This window comes from Pseudomonas sp. LBUM1671, assembly GCF_059695685.1.
In genome coordinates this window covers 735,829-754,055 of sequence record NZ_CP166782.1, presented here as the reverse complement: position 1 = coordinate 754,055, position 18,227 = coordinate 735,829, and the positions used below count along the sequence as shown (strand labels likewise).

Sequence of the window (18,227 nt, the reverse complement as noted above, 5' to 3'; positions counted from 1 at the left end):
AAACCCTAAACTTGGCTCAGCAATCGTTGGTTACATCTTTGATTTCTCGCGGAGTAACTTGTGATGCTGATAATCTTGTTGACTATCAGTCTGACTCCACAAGCACCCACACGAATTGCTTGATTCAGTTGTTAAAGAGCGGTTGGTTAAGATCTTTCGTCTCAACCGAGGCGCGCATTCTACAGCAGCCTCTGTTGCTGTCAAGCGGTTATTTTCAGAAGTTTCAAAGTTTCCTTTGCAACTTCAACCACTTGCGCTTCCGATCTCTCGTTAGCGGGAGGCGAATTCTACAGCGTTACTCGCTGCTGTCAACACCTCTTTTTCTCCGCTTTCGACCGAGAAGATCGAACCGTCAATCAAGCCACACAAACCCGCTTGATCAACTCCTTCTGGGCTTCGATGACCTGAAGCAACCCGCTGTCGAAAACTGCGTAACTCTTTGTTTACCAAGGAGTTTTCCGTTTCGACTGCGCCGGAAGTGGGGCGAATTATAGACTTCCAGAATCTGCCGTCAACTCCTATCTTCACATTTCTGTCATATAGGTCAAAAAAGCCCGAAAACGCGAAGGCCGAGCCCCAAAGGGCTCGGCCTTCTGCCCTTCTACTTACAAGCTAGGGAATGCAAATTGCGACGCTTCATGGCTCGCACGCTGTGGCCAGCGCTGGGTAATGGCCTTGCGACGGGTGTAGAAACGCACACCATCCGGCCCATAAGCATGCAGATCGCCGAACAGCGAACGCTTCCAGCCACCAAAGCTGTGATAAGCCACCGGTACCGGCAGCGGCACGTTGACGCCGACCATGCCGACTTCGATCTCGTCACAGAACAACCGGGCCGCTTCCCCATCACGGGTGAAGATGCAGGTGCCGTTGCCATACTCGTGATCGTTGATCAGCTGCATCGCCTCTTCCAGACTGTTGACCCGGACGACACACAGCACTGGCCCAAAGATCTCTTCTTTATAGATGCGCATCTCTGGCGTGACGTTATCGAACAGGCAGCCACCCAGGAAGAAGCCTTCCTCATGACCGGCGACGCTCAAACCACGGCCATCAACCACCAACGACGCACCCGAAGAAACGCCGTCTTCTATATAGCCACTGACTTTGTCGCGAGCCTGACCGGAAACCAAAGGCCCCATGTCCAACCCACAAGAAGTCCCTGCACCGATTTTCAGCGCCTTGATTTGCGGTACCAACTTGGCCACCAACGCATCCGCCACCTGGTCGCCCACACACACGGCCACCGAAATCGCCATGCAACGCTCACCGCAAGAACCGTACGCTGCGCCCATCAGTGCGCTGACCGCGTTATCCAGATCCGCATCCGGCATCAGCACCGCATGGTTCTTCGCACCGCCCAGTGCCTGGACGCGCTTGCCGCGCTTGGTACCTTCGGCATAAATGTATTCAGCAATCGGCGTCGAACCCACGAAGCTCAGCGCTTTGACTTCTGGCGCTTCGATCAGCGCGTCCACTGCCGCCTTGTCGCCATGCACGACACTCAGCACACCTTTCGGCAGACCGGCTTCCAGCAACAGTTGAGCGATCAGCAACGTCGAGCTTGGATCACGCTCGGACGGTTTGAGGATGAAGCAGTTGCCGCAGACGATCGCCAGCGGATACATCCACAGTGGCACCATCGCCGGGAAGTTGAACGGCGTGATACCGGCCACCACGCCCAGCGGCTGGAAGTCCGACCAGGCATCAATGTTCGGGCCGACGTTACGGCTGTACTCGCCCTTGAGGATTTCCGGTGCGGCGCAAGCGAACTCGACGTTCTCGATACCGCGCTTCAGTTCACCGGCAGCATCTTCCAGGGTCTTGCCATGTTCTTCACTGATCAACTGAGCAATACGCGCCTCGTTCTGCTCCAGCAGTTGCTTGAAGCGAAACATCACCTGGGCACGTTTGGCCGGCGGCGTGTTACGCCAGGCCGGGAACGCAGCCTTGGCCGAGTCGATGGCTTTCTGAATGGTTTCGCGGCTGGCCAACGGCAGCTTGTGGATGGCCTGACCGGTGGACGGGTTGAACACGTCGGCCGTGCGACCGTCTTCGGTCACTAGTTCGCCATTGATCAAATGCGGGATAAGGCTCATGCGGGGCTCCTGAAAAGTTGTCCACGAGACGCCCTTCGAAGAGCGCCTCTATATAGAAAGGAATATCAGTCGATTTTGTTCAGCACTTCGCCGACCGCGTCGAACAGGCGATCAAGGTCTTGCGGCTTGCTGTTGAAGGTCGGGCCGAACTGCAGGGTGTCGCCGCCAAAGCGCACGTAGAACCCGGCTTTCCACAACGCCATGCCGGCTTCGAACGGACGCACAATGGCATCGCCGTCACGCGGTGCGATCTGGATCGCGCCAGCCAGACCGTAGTTGCGGATGTCGATAATATTTTTCGAGCCCTTCAGGCCATGCAGCGCATTTTCGAAATGCGGCGCGACTTCGGCCACGCTCTGCACCAGGTTTTCCTTTTGCAGCAGGTCGAGTGCCGCCAGGCCAGCGGCGCAAGCCACCGGGTGCGCGGAGTAGGTATAACCGTGCGGGAATTCCACCGCGTACTCCGGCGTCGCCTGGTTCATGAAGGTCTGGTAGATCTCGGAGCTGGCAATCACCGCGCCCATCGGGATCGCACCGTTGGTGACTTGCTTGGCGATGCACATCAGGTCCGGGGTCACGCCGAAGCTGTCGGCACCGAACATCGAGCCGGTACGGCCGAAACCGGTGATCACTTCGTCGAACACCAACAGGATGTTGTGCTGATCGCAGATTTCTCGCAGACGCTTCAGGTAACCCTGCGGCGGAACGAGCACGCCAGCGGAACCGGCCATTGGCTCGACGAATACAGCGGCGATGTTTGAAGCGTCATGCAGTTCGATCAGCTTCAGCAGTTCATCCGCCAGCGCGATACCGCCCTCTGCCGGCATCCCACGGGAGTAGGCATTGCTCGCCAGCAAGGTGTGCGGCAGGTGATCGACGTCCATCATCGCCTGACCGAACATTTTCCGGTTGCCGTTCACACCGCCGAGGCTGGTGCCGGCGATGTTCACACCGTGGTAGCCACGGGCACGGCCGATCATCTTGGTTTTGGTCGCCTGGCCTTTCAGGCGCCAGTAAGCGCGCACCATCTTCACCGCGGTGTCGGCGCACTCGGAACCCGAGTCGGTGAAGAACACGTGGTTCAGATTGCCCGGCGTCAGGTCAGTGATTTTTTCGGCCAGTTGAAACGACAACGGGTGACCGTACTGGAAGCCCGGCGAGTAATCGAGGGTGCCCAATTGCTTGGCGACGGCTTCCTGGATTTCCTTGCGAGTGTGCCCGGCGCCGCAGGTCCACAGACCCGAGAGCGAATCGTAGACCTTGCGTCCTTTGTCGTCCGTCAGCCAACTGCCTTGGGCCGCCACGATCAGTCGCGGATCGCGCTGGAAATTGCGGTTGGCGGTGTAGGGCATCCAGTGGGCATCGAGCTTGAGCTGGCTGGCCAAAGGAGACTGGGCGTTTTCGGGCAAGTTCATGGGCAAAACCTCGCAGGGCAATAAGCGGCATAGAGATCAAAAGCGTTCTTGCAGCTAAATTGCCACGGGGATAAAGTCGGTGAAATCCAACTCTTCTAACGTTCAGTCTGCCAAACACTAAACTTTGAGCATTTGCGCATGAGCACTCGTCGTCCCGATCCACTGGCACAAGTCAGCGACTTTGATATCCGCCTGCTGCGGATTTTCCGCAGCGTGGTGGAATGCGGCGGCTTCTCCGCGGCGGAATCGGTCCTGGGGATCGGCCGCTCAGCCATCAGCCAGCAGATGAGCGATCTGGAACAACGCCTCGGCCTGCGGTTATGCCAACGCGGTCGCGCCGGTTTTTCCCTGACGGAAGAAGGACGTGAGGTTTACCACTCGGCGTTACAGCTATTAAGTGCACTGGAAAGCTTTCGCACCGAGGTCAACGGCCTGCACCAGCATTTGCGCGGCGAGCTGACCATCGGCCTGACCGACAACCTCGTCACCCTGCCCCACATGCGCATCACTCATGCCCTCGCGCAATTGAAGGAACGCGGGCCGGACGTGCAGATTCAGATCCGCATGATCGCGCCCAATGAAGTGGAACAAGGCGTGCTCGACGGTCGCTTGCACGTCGGCGTGGTGCCGCAGGCCAGCGCACTGTCGGGGCTGGAATACCAGCCGCTCTACAGCGAACGTTCGCTGCTGTATTGCGCGGTCGGCCATCCGTTGTTTTATGTCGATGACAAGCAACTGGACGACGAACGCCTCAACAGCCAGGACGCCATTGCGCCGACCTTCCGTTTGCCTGCGGAAATCCAGGCGCATTACCAGGCGCTCAATTGCACCGCCAGTGCCTCGGACCGCGAAGGCATGGCGTTTCTGATCCTCACCGGGCGCTACATCGGCTACTTGCCGGACCACTACGCCAGCCTTTGGGTGCAGCAAGGTCGATTGCGTGCGCTGAAACCCAAGGCGCGCTTTTATGACCTGAGCCTCGCATCGGTCACGCGCAAGGGCCGTCGCCCGCATTTGGTGCTGGAAAGTTTTCTGGAGAGTCTGGCGGCGACACGCTAGGTTTTATCGTGTCGGGACTTGTCTGATGCCTGTGGGTGCGCTATCAACGCATTGCTTGCACCCACCTATCCTGTTCGGAAGTGCCTATGACCTTTGAAGTCCCCGCTCACGGCGGCAAACCTGCCAGCCGCATTCGTCAGAAGAACGAAGAGACCATCATCAAAGCCGCCGAAGACGAGTTCGCCCGTCACGGATTCAAAGGCACCAGCATGAACACCATCGCCTTGAATGCCGGTTTGCCCAAGGCAAATCTGCATTATTACTTCACCAACAAACTCGGTTTGTACGTGGCGGTGTTGAGCAACATCCTCCAGTTGTGGGACAGCACCTTCAACACCCTGACCGCCGAGGATGATCCGGCCGAAGCGCTGACGCGATACATCCGAGCCAAAATGGAGTTCTCCCGTCGCCAGCCGCAAGCCTCGCGAATCTTCGCCATGGAAGTGATCAGTGGTGGAGAATGCCTGACCGAGTATTTCAACCAGGACTATCGCGCCTGGTTCCAGGGCCGTGCGGCCGTGTTCCAGGCCTGGATCGACGCCGGCAAGATGGACCCGGTCGACCCGGTGAACCTGATTTTCCTGCTGTGGGGCAGCACCCAGCACTACGCCGATTTCGCCACGCAGATCTGCCGTGTCAGCGGCCGCACCAAGCTGACCAAGCAAGACATGGAAGACGCCGGCAACAACCTGATCCGCATCATCCTCAAGGGCTGCGGCCTCACGCCAGCTATCTAAGACTCTTATGCCTTTTACCCTCAGCGGTTTTTGCGAATACCGCGAAGAGATTCGCAAAAGCCGCTTCATTACTTTCGCCGCGCCGATTTCCAGCCCCGCTGACGCCCAGGCGTTCATCGATCAGCACAGCGACCTGAACGCCTCGCACAACTGCTGGGCCTGGAAGCTCGGCGATCAATACCGCAGCAATGACGATGGTGAACCAGGCGGCACCGCTGGGCGGCCGATTCTGGCGGCCATCGAAGCGCAGGATTGCGATCAGGTCGCGGTATTGGTGATTCGTTGGTACGGCGGCATTCAACTGGGCACCGGCGGCCTCGCCCGGGCCTACGGCGGCGGCGCGAACAAGTGCCTGCAAGGCGCGGCGAAAGTCGAGCTGATCAGCCGTGTGCCGGTGAGCTGTGCCTGTGCGTTTGGCGAGTTGGCGCTGGTGAAACTGCGCGTCGTGGAAGCGGGCGGTTTGGTGGTGGAAGAAACCTTCACCGCCAATGGCGTGGAGTTGCAATTGGCGATCGGCAGAGAGCAGATCACGACCTTGCAAACGCAGCTGGCAGACTTGAGTCGCGGGCGCATTGTGTTGCAGCACTGATCGCACCAACAACGTTCACTGCCCTTTCGTCGAGCCTGTTCACTTGCCCACATCTGCTGTGCACCTGGCTGTGGATAACCTGCGCATATCCAGCTGTAACCCTTCTGTCATGCGGCTTTGCGGGCTTTGCTCATTTTTCGTCCAATTTTCCATGCCGACGACTTTTTCCACGAAAAAACAACCAGTTAGCAGCGGTTATCACCTTTAGAAGATAGCCACACAGTGCTTATGCCCGTGCTTTCAGCTTGCGCACAAATACTGTGGAACAACCTGTGGATAACCCGTTCATGGCTGGCGCAGCCCTATATCCGGCATAGGCTGCCGCATGTTGCTCGTTTTTTGACCAGTAACCGACGAGCAAAATCAGAGCCTGATCAAGGACTTTGCCCCCAAGTAGTGCCTGATCGGAAATCGAAAGATGGGGAGGTCACGTCCTCAATGCCTTTGCCTACAGGGATTTGCAGTTTTCCTGACTCAATGGCCAGGAAATTGCTTTATCCACAGGCATAACTCCTGTCGACCCGAGTCTGTCATGCCCAACCCCGTGCCGATCCCCGATCAAACACCCCGCCTGCAACTGCACAGAATCAGCAAACGTTATCCCGGTTGCCTGGCCAACGACGCCATCGACCTGAACATTGCTCCCGGCGAAATCCACGCCCTGCTTGGCGAAAACGGCGCGGGCAAAAGCACGTTGATGAAAATCATCTACGGCGTTACCCACGCCGATTCTGGCGAAATGATCTGGCAAGGCCAGCGCGTGAACATGCGCAATCCGGCGCAGGCTCGCGCGCTGGGGATCGGCATGGTGTTCCAGCATTTCTCGCTGTTCGACACCCTCAGCGTGGCGCAGAACATCGCCCTGGCAATGGGCGCGGCGGCCGGCACGCCGAAACAGCTTGAGCCAAAGATCCGTGAAGTCTCCCGGCGCTATGGCATGGCGCTGGAACCGGAGCGACTTGTCCACAGCCTGTCGATCGGCGAGCGGCAGCGGGTGGAAATCATTCGCTGCCTGATGCAGGACATTCGCCTGCTGATTCTCGATGAGCCGACTTCGGTGCTGACCCCGAAGGAGGCCGACGACCTCTTCATCACCCTGCGCCGACTCGCGGCCGAAGGCTGCAGCATTCTGTTCATCAGCCACAAACTCGGCGAGGTGCGCGCGTTATGCCACAGCGCCACGGTGCTGCGCGGCGGTCGCGTAGCCGGGCATTGCGTGCCGGCCGAGTGTTCGGATCAGCAATTGGCGAGGTTGATGGTTGGGGAAGCTGCCGAGCTGATTACCGACTATCCGAAGGTGATCGGCGGTGATGCGTTTCTAAACGTGAACGGGTTGTCCTGGCACAACCCGGACCCGTTCGGCTGCTCCCTGACGGACATTGACCTCGAAGTACGCAGCGGCGAAATCGTCGGTATCGCCGGCGTTGCAGGCAATGGCCAGGATGAGTTGCTGGCATTGCTCAGCGGCGAAGAACGACTGATCCGAAATGACAGCGCGACTATTCGTTTCGGCGGGCAACCGGTCGCCGATTTACGCCCCGATGCACGACGCAAACTCGGCCTCGCCTTCGTTCCCGCCGAGCGACTGGGCCACGGCGCGGTGCCTGACTTGAGCCTCGCCGACAACGCCCTGCTCACCGCATTTCAACAAGGACTGATCAGCAACGGGCTGATTCAGCGCGCCAAAGTCGAGGCGCTGGCGGCAGAAATCATCCGCCGCTTTGGCGTGAAAACACCCGACACCCAAGCGCCGGCCCGCAGCCTGTCCGGCGGCAATTTGCAGAAATTCATTCTCGGCCGCGAGATCCTTCAGCAACCGAAATTACTGGTGGCCGCGCACCCGACCTGGGGCGTGGACGTCGGCGCCGCCGCCACCATTCACCGTGCATTGATTGCCTTGCGGAATGCCGGCGCGGCGATCCTGGTGATCAGCGAAGACCTCGACGAATTGTTCCAGATCAGCGACCGGCTCGGTGCCTTGTGCAGCGGACGCCTGTCGCCACTCAGGGCCACGGTCGACACGCGCCTGATCGACGTCGGCGGCTGGATGGCCGGACAGTTCGACGCCCCTCAACCTCTCGCATCCGCAACGGTTTAACGGAGTTTCACATGCTGCTTTCTCTCGAACCCCGTGGCCAGCAATCGCGCCTGATGCTGTGGTGCTCGCCGTTGCTGGCGGCGGTCCTGACATTGGGTTGCGGCTCCCTGCTGTTTGTCGCGCTGGGCCATGATCCGCTGCTCACTCTGCACACCTTGCTGATCGCACCGGTCAGCGACTTGTATGGCGTCTCCGAGTTACTGGTCAAAGCGTTGCCGATTCTGCTTTGCGCGCTGGGTCTCGCCGTGGCGTATCAGGCACGGATCTGGAACATCGGCGCCGAAGGCCAGTTGCTGCTCGGCGCACTGGCCGGTAGTGCGCTGGCGGTGAACATCATCGATATGCAAAGTCGCTGGGCGCTGGTGTTGATCCTGCTCGTCGGCAGCCTGGCCGGTGCCGCGTGGGCCGGGCTGACGGCGTGGTTGCGCACGCGTTTCAATGCCAACGAAATCCTTACCAGCATCATGCTCAATTACATCGCGCTGAACCTGCTGCTGTTCTGCGTGCATGGGCCGCTGAAGGACCCGGCCGGGTTCAACTTTCCGGAGTCTGCGATGTTCGGCGATGCCAGCCGCTTGCCGCTTCTGATGGAGGACGGCCGGGTTCACGCCGGGGTGTATTTCGCTCTGCTGGCGTTGGTAGCGGTCTGGGTTCTGTTGCAGAAAAGCTTTGTCGGCTTCCAGATCAAAGTGCTCGGACTCGACAAGCGCGCGGCAGGTTTTGTCGGGTTTCGCGAGAAGCGGCTGATCTGGCTGGCGCTGCTGATCAGCGGCGGATTGGCGGGGCTGGCCGGGGTGTGTGAAGTCACCGGGCCGATCGGCCAACTGGTGCCGCAAGTCTCGCCGGGTTATGGCTATGCCGCGATCACGGTGGCGTTTCTCGGGCGACTCAACCCCATCGGCATTCTGTTTTCCAGCCTGTTGATGGCGTTGCTGTACATCGGCGGCGAGAGCGCGCAGATGAGCATGAACTTGCCGCAAGCGATCACGCAATTGTTCCAGGGAATGATGCTGTTTTTCCTGCTGGCCAGTGACGTACTGATTCTCTACCGGCCACGTTTGAACCTGCGCTGGACTCGCCGCGCGCAAGCCACCGCCGTACACGCAGGAGCGCTGTGATGGATATCGATCTGCTGAGTAACATTTTCTACGCCATGGTCCGTTGCGGCACGCCGTTGCTGTTGGTGGCTCTCGGTGAATTAATCTGTGAGAAAAGCGGCGTCCTGAATCTGGGTCAGGAAGGCATGATGCTGTTTGGCGCGGTGATCGGTTTTATCGTCGCACTGAACAGCGGCAACCTGTGGCTCGGTGTATTGCTGGCGATGCTTGCCGGAATGCTGTTGTCGTCGTTGTTTGCCTTGGTGGCACTGGTGTTCAACGCCAATCAGGTGGCCACCGGATTGGCGTTGACGATTTTTGGTGTGGGCCTGTCGACGTTTGTCGGCGCGGCATGGGTCGGTAAACCGCTGGCGGGTTTCGAGCCGGTGGCGATTCCCTGGTTGAGTGAGATTCCGCTGATCGGGCGGATGCTGTTTGCGCAGGATTTGCTGGTGTATCTGTCGTTCGCGTTGTTTGCGCTGGTGGCGTGGGTGATCCTGAAAAGTCGGGTCGGGCTGATCATTCAGGCCGTCGGGGAAAGCCCGGAGGCGGCCAGCGCCATGGGTTTGCCGGTGTTGGGCGTGCGCACCTTGGCGGTGCTGTTTGGCGGCGCGATGGCGGGTTTGGCGGGCGCGTATTTGTCGCTGGCCTATACGCCGATGTGGGCAGAAAACATGAGCGCCGGGCGTGGCTGGATTGCCTTGGCGCTGGTGGTGTTTGCCAGTTGGCGGGTGTGGCGATTGTTGCTCGGGGCGTACCTGTTCGGGCTCGCCAGCATCCTGCACCTGGTGGCGCAGGGATTGGGGCTGGCGATTCCGTCGAGTCTGCTGGCGATGCTGCCGTATGTCGCGACGATTGTGGTGTTGGTGCTGCTGTCGCGGGATGCGGTGCGCACGCGGTTGTATGCGCCGGTGTCGTTGGGGCAGCCGTGGCGGGCTGGGCATTAGTGGTCGCCTGGACTGGCCCCTCGCGGGCAAGCCCACTCCCACAGGATTCTGTGTCGGCCAATCATTCTGCAGGCAACCCGGTCACTGTGGGAGCGGGCTTGCCCGCGAAGGCGTCCGAACAGGCAACACCTGAACCACGCCCCACCCAAGTTCAAAGACCAGGAAAATCACCAACAATGAACTGGCACCATGCAGCAAGGCATAAAGCTGCCACGTAGAGAACAGGAATCTGCCGACTGCGTCATACCGCCCAAACACCTGCTGCGGATCACGAATCCGCAGCACCGCCCACACGCACACAATCGACCCCAGCAAATTCGCCATCAACATGTGCATCGGCTCGAACGGCGGCAGCTCCCCAGGCAGATCGAACGCCTGGCTCACGCTCATCAACACCCCGTGCAACGCGGCAAAACTCCATGGCGTGATAAACGCCGCCGTCACGATCAAGTCATACCAGGCGCTGCCCCGCACCAACCGGCGATATTGCGTTGAAGTCCACATCGGCCTTGCTCCATAAATTCAGGGAGCAACAAGGCTAAAGCCTGGAGTATGCTCCAGGGTCAAGCCCCTCTCGAGACGTCATGATGCGCATCGGTGAATTAGCCCAGGCCAGCGCCGTCAGCCGCGACACGCTGCGCTTCTACGAGCAGCGCGGATTGATCGCGGCGCAACGCAGTGCCAACGGCTACCGCGACTATCCGCCAGACATGGTGCAACTGGTGCTGTACATCAAGACGGCTCAGCGATTGGGCTTTACCCTCGGCGAGATCGGCAACAGCGTCGCCACCATCTGGCAATCGCCGGATCCCGACAGCGCCGTCACGCAATTGCTGCAAGACAAACTCAAGTTGATTGAAACCCGTATGGACGAACTCGGTGCATTGCGCCACGAATTGCAACAACGGCTCGGGCAACGCTGTCCACTGAGTCCATGATCCTCATTTATCAAGGAAGCCACTCATGTCCAAGGCAAAAACCGCACTCATCATCGGCGCCTCCCGGGGCCTGGGCCTCGGCCTGGTGAAAACCCTGTTGGCCGACGGCTGGCAAGTCACCGCCACCGTGCGCAACCCGCAGAACGCCGAGCCGCTGCAAGCGTTGGGCAAGGTGCGGATCGAGAAACTCGACATGGACGATCAGCAGGCCGTCATCGCCTTGAGCCAACAGCTAAAGGGCGAAGTGTTTGATTTGCTGTTCGTGAATGCCGGGGTCAAGGGGCCGGAGGTGCAGACGCCGGGCGGTGCGACGTTGGCCGAGGTCGGTCAATTGTTCTTCACCAACGCCGTGGCGCCGATCAACCTGGCGCAGCGTTTTGCCGGGCAGATTCGTCCGGATACCGGCGTGCTGGCGTTCATGAGTTCGGTACTCGGTAGCGTGACCATGCCGGACGCGCCGGAGCTGGCGTTGTACAAGGCGAGCAAGGCTGCGTTGAACTCGATGACCAACAGTTTCGTCACTCAGTTGGGCGATCAGAAGCTCACCGTGTTGTCGTTGCATCCGGGTTGGGTGAAGACCGACATGGGCGGTGAAGGCGCCGATATCGATGTGGAAACCAGTACACGCGGGTTGGTTGATCAGGTGAATGCTTATGTCGGCCGGGGTGGGCATCACTTCGTGAACTACAGAGGCGAAACCATTCCCTGGTAACACCGCAATACCCTGTGGGAGATTCTATGTTGCCCGGCAACCCTGAATTCTCAGGCTGACAGGTATTTGCTCTGATTTTTCATCAGGGCAAATGCCACTCGACAGAGCTTTCGGGCCAAGGCAACCAAGGCCTGGGTTTTCGAGAAGCCTCTAGCCAGGTATGCCTCGTAAAACGGCTTCCATTTAGGCGAGCGACACGCCGCCATTGCGGCGTTGTACGCCAAACGACGAACCTCCGGATCTCCTTTTTTGGTCAGGTACCGCTGCCCATTCTTCTTGCCGGAGTCTTCGACTGCCAAGTCCATTCCCAGGAATGCGATGAACGCATCGCTGTTCGCAAAATCGCCCCGCATAAAGGTCGTCGCCAACCCGGTTGCGGTCAGTTCCCCAACGCCTTCGATGGCTTTGCAGCGATCAATATTCGCCTCAATTCCCGCCTCTTTGCTGACCTTGCGCAGCAGTTTCTGAATCGCCTGATCCGCTTGCTTGAACGCCTTCTGCTGAGCGACCTGCACTTTCTTCAACAAGGGTTCATTGGCCCAACTCAACATCAGCCCAGCATGGTTCTGGATCAGCGTTGCACGTCTGTGAAGCAGGCTTTTCAGCGAGCTGTAGGCCTTGGGTGGCGGGCTCCAGACCCGCAGTTTGCTTTGTTCATTCTCCAGGTAACGCGCCAGCAAACGCGCATCGCAGGGATCGTTCTTGGCTCGTTGGCCAACGCCACGGCGGTAATGACTCACGCGATAAGCATCCACCACGTAGACCTGATGACCCATCTCATGGGCCAGCTCTACCGTGTCCAAGTGGTAGATGTTGGTGGCTTCAACGGCGATAGCGCTTTGGGCAGGCAGGGTTTTAAGCCAACGCTTGAGGGCGGTTCGATCGTTCTTGATGTCTTGAATGATTTGCAGGTCGGTGCGATAGACAGCAATTTGGGCCTTGGCGATATCGATACCAACAACCGTCTGCGAAGTAAGGATTGTCATGACGAATCCTCGGAGCTAGGGTTTAAGTGCTTGTTGGGGTCTACCGTTGCGCTGGCTTGTCTCTATCGTCGGTTTACCGATGAATTCCTTATCGGCGCTTTGGGTAGAAGGGGCGGGACGAGAAGTCTCCCACAGTCTGTACTGGTCAGAGTCAGAATCGAGTCTGTAGTCCCACCCACCCCTTCAAGTCTAAACATACAAGCGAGCCTGCTCGCGATAGCGGTGAGTCAGACACCACTGATGTCGACTGACACTCCGTCATCGCGAGCAGGCTCGCTCCCACAGGGTTTCATTCCAAATTGGGATTTGTACCGTCTGGTCGGGCGAGGCTTGCTCACCGCCCGGTTTTGTTCGAAACTCCGCACCTCGCCCCCGCGGCGACCCTGGATCAGCAGACAGGGTAATCACTGAGCTGGCTAACCTGAACCCCACTTTCAGAGGAGCCGGCCAACATGCCTGCGACCCGTACCTGGTTAAAAAATCCCCTCGCCATTTTCACTGCCAACAGCCTCGATGCCCGTGGCGGCCTGGTTGTGCAAGACGGTGTGATCGTCGAAGTGCTTGCCGCTGGTCAGCAACCGTCCGCGCCCTGTGGACACGTCTTCGATGCCCGCGAGCATGTGATTCTGCCGGGGCTGATCAACACCCATCACCACTTCTATCAAACCCTGACCCGCGCCTGGGCGCCGGTGGTCAATCAACCGTTGTTCCCGTGGCTGAAAACCCTCTATCCGGTCTGGGCACGCCTCACCCCTGAAAAACTCGCCCTCGCCACCAAAGTTGCGCTGGCCGAATTGCTGCTGTCCGGCTGCACCACCGCCGCCGATCACCATTACCTGTTTCCGGAAGGCCTGGAAAATGCGATCGATGTGCAAGTCGAGAGTGTCCGCGAACTGGGCATGCGCGCCATGCTGACCCGCGGCTCCATGAGCCTTGGCGAAAAGGACGGCGGCCTGCCGCCGCAGCAGACCGTCCAGGAAGGCGAAGTGATCCTCGCTGACAGCCAACGCTTGATTGCCGAATACCACGAGCGTGGCGACGGTGCGCAAATCCAGATCGCCCTGGCGCCGTGCTCGCCGTTTTCGGTGACGCCGGAAATCATGTCCGCCAGCGCCGAACTGGCCAACAAACTCGACGTGCGCCTGCACACACACCTGGCCGAAACCCTCGACGAAGAAGACTTCTGCCTGCAACGCTTTGGCCTGCGCACCGTGGATTATCTGGACAGCGTCGGCTGGCTCGGCCCACGTACCTGGCTGGCCCATGGCATCCACTTCAACCCGGATGAAATCGCCCGCCTCGGCGCTGCGGGCACAGGGATTTGCCATTGCCCGAGTTCGAACATGCGCCTGGCCTCCGGCATTTGCCCGACGCTGGACCTGACCGCTGCAGGTGCGTTGCTGGGTCTGGGCGTGGATGGATCGGCGTCCAACGATGCGTCGAACATGATGCTCGAAACCCGTCAGGCGCTTTACATTCAGCGGCTGCGTTATGGCGCTGAAAAGATCACGCCGGAGCTGGTGCTGGGTTGGGCGACCAAGGGCTCGGCCAGCTTGTTGGGGCGGACCGATATCGGTGAGCTGGCGGTGGGCAAGCAGGCGGACCTGGCGCTGTTCAAGCTGGATGAGCTGCGCTTCTCCGGCAGTCATGATCCGGTGTCGGCGTTGCTGCTGTGTGGGGCAGACCGGGCGGATCGGGTGATGATTGGCGGCAAGTGGCGAGTGATTGATGGGCAGGTTGAGGGGCTGGATCTCAAAGGATTGATCGCTGATCACAGCCAGGCGGCTCGACAACTGATCGCCGGGACCTGACACACCACCAACCCTGTGGGAGCGGGCTTGCCCGCGATGGCGGCCTGTCAGCCAACAATGTGTTGAATGTGACGGCCTCATCGCGGGCAAGCCCGCTCCCACAATGTTTTGTGGGGGTCTTAGAGGCCCAGCAACGACAACATGATGAACGTCGCAAACAACACAAAATGGGTCATGCCTTCGATGGCATTGGTTTCGCCGTCGTTGAGGTTGATCGCGCTGACGATCAGGGTGAGGAAGATCATCACCGTTTGCACCGGGGTCATCGCCATCTGGAATGGCTGGCCCGTGTAGAGCGCCATCGCTTCCATCACCGGCACCGTCAGGATCACCGTCGACAGTGACGCGCCCATGGCGATGTTGACCACCGACTGCATGCGGTTGGCCAGGGCCGCGCGCAACGCGGTCAGAATCTCCGGCGCGGCGGAAATGGCCGCCACCAGGATCGCCGTAATCACCGGCGGTGCGCCCGTGCCTTCCAGCCCCAGATCGAGGGTCTTGGACATCACTTCGGCCAGTGCGCCGATCACCACCACGCCAAACACCAACGTACCGATACTCAGCGCCAGATTGACCGGTTCAGATTCTTCCTCCGGGACTTTCTTGCGGCGTTTTTCCGGGTAGCTGTAGCTGAAGAAGTAACTGTGCGGCCCGACCTGCATACGCAGGAACAAGGTGTAGAGCACGACCATCGCGCCAATCGTGAACGCCGAATACAGCTTCCAGTTGGCCTCGGGAATGAACTCCGGCACCACCATGGAAACGCCCATGGCGGTGAGGATCATCACGCTGTAACTGCGGGCCGAATCATCGTTGTAAGACTGTTCACCGTGCTTGATCCCGCCCATCAACGCAGCCAGGCCGAGGATGCCGTTGATGTCGAGCATCACCGCCGAATAAATCGTGTCGCGCACCAGGGTTGGCGAGGCTTCGTTACTCATCATGATCGCCAGGATCACCACTTCCACCAGCACCGCGGCCAGGGTCAGGATCATCGTGCCGTAAGGGTCGCCGACTTTTTCGGCGAGCAGTTCGGCGTGATGGGCGACGCGCATGGAGGCGGCGACGATAAAGGCAATCAGCACCAGGCCAGCGGTCAGCGCGATGGGCTGGCCGCTGTGCAGCATCCAGTGTTCCATCGGATAAGCAACGACGGCGGCAATGACGGCCAGCAGCAGAAACTTTTCTTGCTTGAGGAGTGAGAGCATCGCGAGCCTTTTTGCCGAGTGAAGCGAACAGAGTGATGAGCTACTGACTGCGGGGCGGCGCTAACGTTTCGTTACACCTTAGCGCACCAGTGGATGGCAGCCGGTTTGGCATGTGCACTTTATTGGCCTTGCGGGCCTCCTCGCGGGCAAGCCCGCTCCCACAGGTTTTGCGCAAATCCTGTAGGAGCGGGCTTGCTCGCGATGGCCTCGACACGGTTTCGGATCTTTTGTTGTCCTGTTGGTCAGCAATTTGCATTGCCCCTGCCAACCTCACAACAACATGGAGTTCGAATTCATGCACAAACGTCCGTTGAAGAAGCTGCTTTGCGCCGTCGCCGCGGCCATCGGTCTGAGCGCGAGCCTGACCGCCAGTGCCGCCGACCCGCTGAAAGTCGGCTTCGTCTACATCGGTCCGATTGGTGACCACGGCTGGACGTATCAGCATGAACAGGGGCGCAAGGCGCTGGCCGAGAAATTCGGCAATCAGATCACCACCAACTATGTGGAGAACGTCGCCGAAGGTGCGGATGCCGAGCGGGTGATCCGCAACATGGCCAAGGACAACTACGACCTGATTTTCACCACGTCTTTCGGCTACATGAACCCGACGTTGAAAGTGGCGAAGCAATTTCCCAAGGTCACCTTCGAACACGCCACCGGCTACAAGCAGGACAAGAACCTCGGCACCTATCTGGCGCGCACCTATGAAGGTCGTTACGTCGGTGGCTTCCTCGCGGCGAAGATGACCAAGACCAAAAAGATCGGCTACGTCGCGTCCTTCCCGATCCCGGAAGTGATCCGCGACATCAACGCCATTCAACTGGCCCTGAACAAATACAACCCCGGCACCGAGATCAAGGTGGTGTGGGTCAACTCCTGGTTCGATCCGGGCAAGGAAGCCGACGCCGCCAACGCGCTGATCGACCAGGGTGTGGACGTGGTGTTCCAGCACACCGACAGCCCGGCGCCGATCCAGGCCGCCGAACGTCGCGGTGTGTACGCCGTGGGCTACGCTTCGGACATGGCGCACTTCGGGCCGAAAGCGGTGTTGACGTCGATCGTCAACGACTGGGGCCCGCATTACATTCAGGCGACCCAAAGCGTGCTCGACCACACGTGGAAGTCGCAGGATTACTGGGGTGGTTTGAAGGAAGGCACGGTTGAATTACCGATCAGCGATCTGGTGCCAGCGGCGGTGAAGACCGAGGCCGAGCAGATCATTGCGGACATCAAGAGCGGCGCCTTCCACCCGTTCACCGGGCCGATCAAGGATCAGGCCGGCATCGAGAAAATCCCGGCGGGCGCGACGGCGAGCAATGCGGAACTGGCGTCGATGAACTACTACGTTGAAGGAATGAAGGCCGACATCCCCAAGTGAATCCCGCGCCGAACATAAAACCCTGTGGGTGCGAGCCTGCTCGCGATAGCGTACTGACATTCAACATAGATTCTGAATGTTCCGGCCTCATCGCGAGCAGGCTCGCTCCCACAATGGATCTTCAGCGTTTTTAAGGACTGCGCATGAACAGCCTTCCCATCATCGACATCACCCCGCTCTACAGCGAAGACCAGCACGCTTGGAAATCCGTTGCCGGAGAGATCGACCAAGCCTGCCGCGAATGGGGCTTTTTCTACATCAAGGGTCACCCGATCTCCGCATCGCGCATCGACGCCGTGCTCGAGCACGCCCAACGTTTCTTCACCCTGCCCGCTGCCGAAAAGCTCAAGATCGACATCACCCAGACCCGCCATCACCGCGGCTACGGCGCCATCGCCACCGAACAACTCGACCCGAGCAAACCCAGCGACCTGAAAGAAACCTTCGACATGGGCCTGCACCTGCCGGCCGACCATCCTGAGGTGCTGGCGGAAAAACCGTTGCGCGGCCCCAACCGTCATCCAGCAATCCCGGGATGGGAAGCGCTGATGGAACAACACTACGTCGACATGCAGGCCTTGGCCCAAACCCTGCTGCGTGCCATGACCATGGCGTTGAACATTGAGCACGATTTTTTCGACAAACGCTTCAATGAGCCAGTTAGCGTCCTGCGGATGATCCACTACCCGCCGCGCCACACCGCCAGTTCCGAAGAGCAGCAAGGCGCCGGCGCCCACACCGATTACGGCTGCATCACCCTGCTGTACCAGGACGCCGCCGGTGGCCTGCAAGTGCGCAACGTCAAAGGCGAATGGATCGACGCGCCGCCGATAGAAGGAACCTTCGTGGTCAACCTCGGCGACATGATGGCGCGCTGGAGCAATGACCGTTACCTGTCGACGCCGCACCGGGTGATCAGCCCGCTGGGCGTCGATCGTTACTCGATGCCGTTCTTCGCCGAACCGCACCCGGACACGCCGATTGAATGCCTGCCCGGTTGCCAAGACGAATCACACCCGGCGAAGTACCCGGCCACCACCTGCGCCGAATTCCTGCTCTCGCGTTTCGCCGACACTTACGCCTATCGAAGGGAACAGGCCGCCGTGTGATGAACCGCCTGGTCAGGTTTTGCTAATTGTTTCCACGGGCATCT

Annotated in this window: 16 protein-coding genes; 11 read left to right on the top strand and 5 right to left on the bottom strand. The window is 59.4% G+C overall.

Annotation, left to right across the window (positions count from 1 at the left end):
• Nucleotides 1–605: 605 nt before the first annotated feature.
• Both ACA060_RS03310 and aptA read right to left on the bottom strand, forming a co-directional pair.
• Nucleotides 606–2,099, bottom strand: coding sequence for a CoA-acylating methylmalonate-semialdehyde dehydrogenase (locus ACA060_RS03310; protein WP_109627832.1), 1,494 nt, complete (start codon nucleotides 2,097–2,099; stop codon nucleotides 606–608).
• Between the two features lie 65 nt (nucleotides 2,100–2,164).
• Nucleotides 2,165–3,514: an omega-aminotransferase AptA gene (aptA, locus tag ACA060_RS03305; RefSeq protein ID WP_109627831.1), complete on the bottom strand. Its 1,350-nt coding sequence runs from the start codon at nucleotides 3,512–3,514 to the stop codon at nucleotides 2,165–2,167.
• 138 nt (nucleotides 3,515–3,652) lie between these two features.
• On the opposite strand from aptA, the gene ACA060_RS03300 reads away from it, so the two are divergent.
• The 6 genes from ACA060_RS03300 (at nucleotide 3,653) to ACA060_RS03275 (ending at nucleotide 10,041) form a co-directional block, all read left to right on the top strand.
• Complete coding sequence (locus ACA060_RS03300; protein WP_109627830.1) at nucleotides 3,653–4,573, top strand: LysR family transcriptional regulator; 921 nt, start codon at nucleotides 3,653–3,655, stop codon at nucleotides 4,571–4,573.
• An 86-nt stretch (nucleotides 4,574–4,659) separates the two neighbouring features.
• Nucleotides 4,660–5,310 carry a TetR/AcrR family transcriptional regulator gene (locus tag ACA060_RS03295; protein WP_109627829.1) on the top strand — a complete coding sequence of 217 codons (651 nt, stop codon included), beginning with the start codon at nucleotides 4,660–4,662 and terminating at the stop codon, nucleotides 5,308–5,310.
• Between the two features lie 7 nt (nucleotides 5,311–5,317).
• Entirely contained in the window at nucleotides 5,318–5,899 is a 582-nt protein-coding gene (locus ACA060_RS03290) for an IMPACT family protein (RefSeq protein ID WP_497315415.1), read from the top strand.
• Nucleotides 5,900–6,431: 532 nt separating this feature from the next.
• Nucleotides 6,432–7,997 (top strand): ABC transporter ATP-binding protein, encoded by a 1,566-nt coding sequence (locus tag ACA060_RS03285; RefSeq protein ID WP_497315413.1) that lies wholly within the window; start codon nucleotides 6,432–6,434, stop codon nucleotides 7,995–7,997.
• Nucleotides 7,998–8,008: 11 nt separating this feature from the next.
• Nucleotides 8,009–9,115 (top strand): ABC transporter permease, encoded by a 1,107-nt coding sequence (locus ACA060_RS03280; protein WP_497315411.1) that lies wholly within the window; start codon nucleotides 8,009–8,011, stop codon nucleotides 9,113–9,115.
• The gene (locus tag ACA060_RS03275; protein ID WP_109627825.1) at nucleotides 9,115–10,041 is read left to right on the top strand and encodes an ABC transporter permease; all 927 of its coding nucleotides are present in this window, start codon (nucleotides 9,115–9,117) and stop codon (nucleotides 10,039–10,041) included. The genes ACA060_RS03280 and ACA060_RS03275 overlap by 1 nt, the downstream gene beginning before the upstream one ends.
• 81 nt (nucleotides 10,042–10,122) lie before the next feature.
• On the opposite strand, the gene ACA060_RS03270 is transcribed toward ACA060_RS03275, so the two are convergent.
• On the bottom strand, nucleotides 10,123–10,545 hold the full coding sequence (locus ACA060_RS03270; RefSeq protein WP_497315409.1) for a hypothetical protein: 423 nt from the start codon (nucleotides 10,543–10,545) through the stop codon (nucleotides 10,123–10,125).
• An 83-nt stretch (nucleotides 10,546–10,628) separates the two neighbouring features.
• Here ACA060_RS03270 and ACA060_RS03265 point away from each other — a divergent pair, with 83 nt between their 5' ends.
• A complete protein-coding gene (locus ACA060_RS03265) occupies nucleotides 10,629–10,979 on the top strand; it encodes a MerR family transcriptional regulator (RefSeq protein WP_077750226.1) in 351 nt (116 codons plus the stop codon).
• A gap of 25 nt (nucleotides 10,980–11,004) precedes the next feature.
• Complete coding sequence (locus ACA060_RS03260; RefSeq protein WP_497315407.1) at nucleotides 11,005–11,691, top strand: SDR family oxidoreductase; 687 nt, start codon at nucleotides 11,005–11,007, stop codon at nucleotides 11,689–11,691.
• Nucleotides 11,692–11,741: 50 nt separating this feature from the next.
• Here ACA060_RS03260 and ACA060_RS03255 read toward each other — a convergent pair whose 3' ends face one another.
• Nucleotides 11,742–12,677, bottom strand: coding sequence for an IS110 family transposase (locus ACA060_RS03255; RefSeq protein ID WP_497314510.1), 936 nt, complete (start codon nucleotides 12,675–12,677; stop codon nucleotides 11,742–11,744).
• A gap of 452 nt (nucleotides 12,678–13,129) precedes the next feature.
• Between ACA060_RS03255 and ACA060_RS03250 the strand changes: the two genes are divergently transcribed.
• Nucleotides 13,130–14,488, top strand: a complete 1,359-nt coding sequence (locus tag ACA060_RS03250; protein WP_497315405.1) for an 8-oxoguanine deaminase — start codon at nucleotides 13,130–13,132, stop codon at nucleotides 14,486–14,488.
• Nucleotides 14,489–14,607: 119 nt separating this feature from the next.
• On the opposite strand, the gene ACA060_RS03245 is transcribed toward ACA060_RS03250, so the two are convergent.
• Nucleotides 14,608–15,696 (bottom strand): calcium:cation antiporter, encoded by a 1,089-nt coding sequence (locus ACA060_RS03245; protein ID WP_497315403.1) that lies wholly within the window; start codon nucleotides 15,694–15,696, stop codon nucleotides 14,608–14,610.
• Nucleotides 15,697–15,991: 295 nt separating this feature from the next.
• On the opposite strand from ACA060_RS03245, the gene ACA060_RS03240 reads away from it, so the two are divergent.
• On the top strand, nucleotides 15,992–17,074 hold the full coding sequence (locus tag ACA060_RS03240; protein ID WP_497315401.1) for a BMP family ABC transporter substrate-binding protein: 1,083 nt from the start codon (nucleotides 15,992–15,994) through the stop codon (nucleotides 17,072–17,074).
• Between the two features lie 143 nt (nucleotides 17,075–17,217).
• Complete coding sequence (locus ACA060_RS03235) at nucleotides 17,218–18,183, top strand: 2-oxoglutarate and iron-dependent oxygenase domain-containing protein (protein ID WP_497315399.1); 966 nt, start codon at nucleotides 17,218–17,220, stop codon at nucleotides 18,181–18,183.
• The last annotated feature ends 44 nt before the right edge of the window (nucleotides 18,184–18,227 follow it).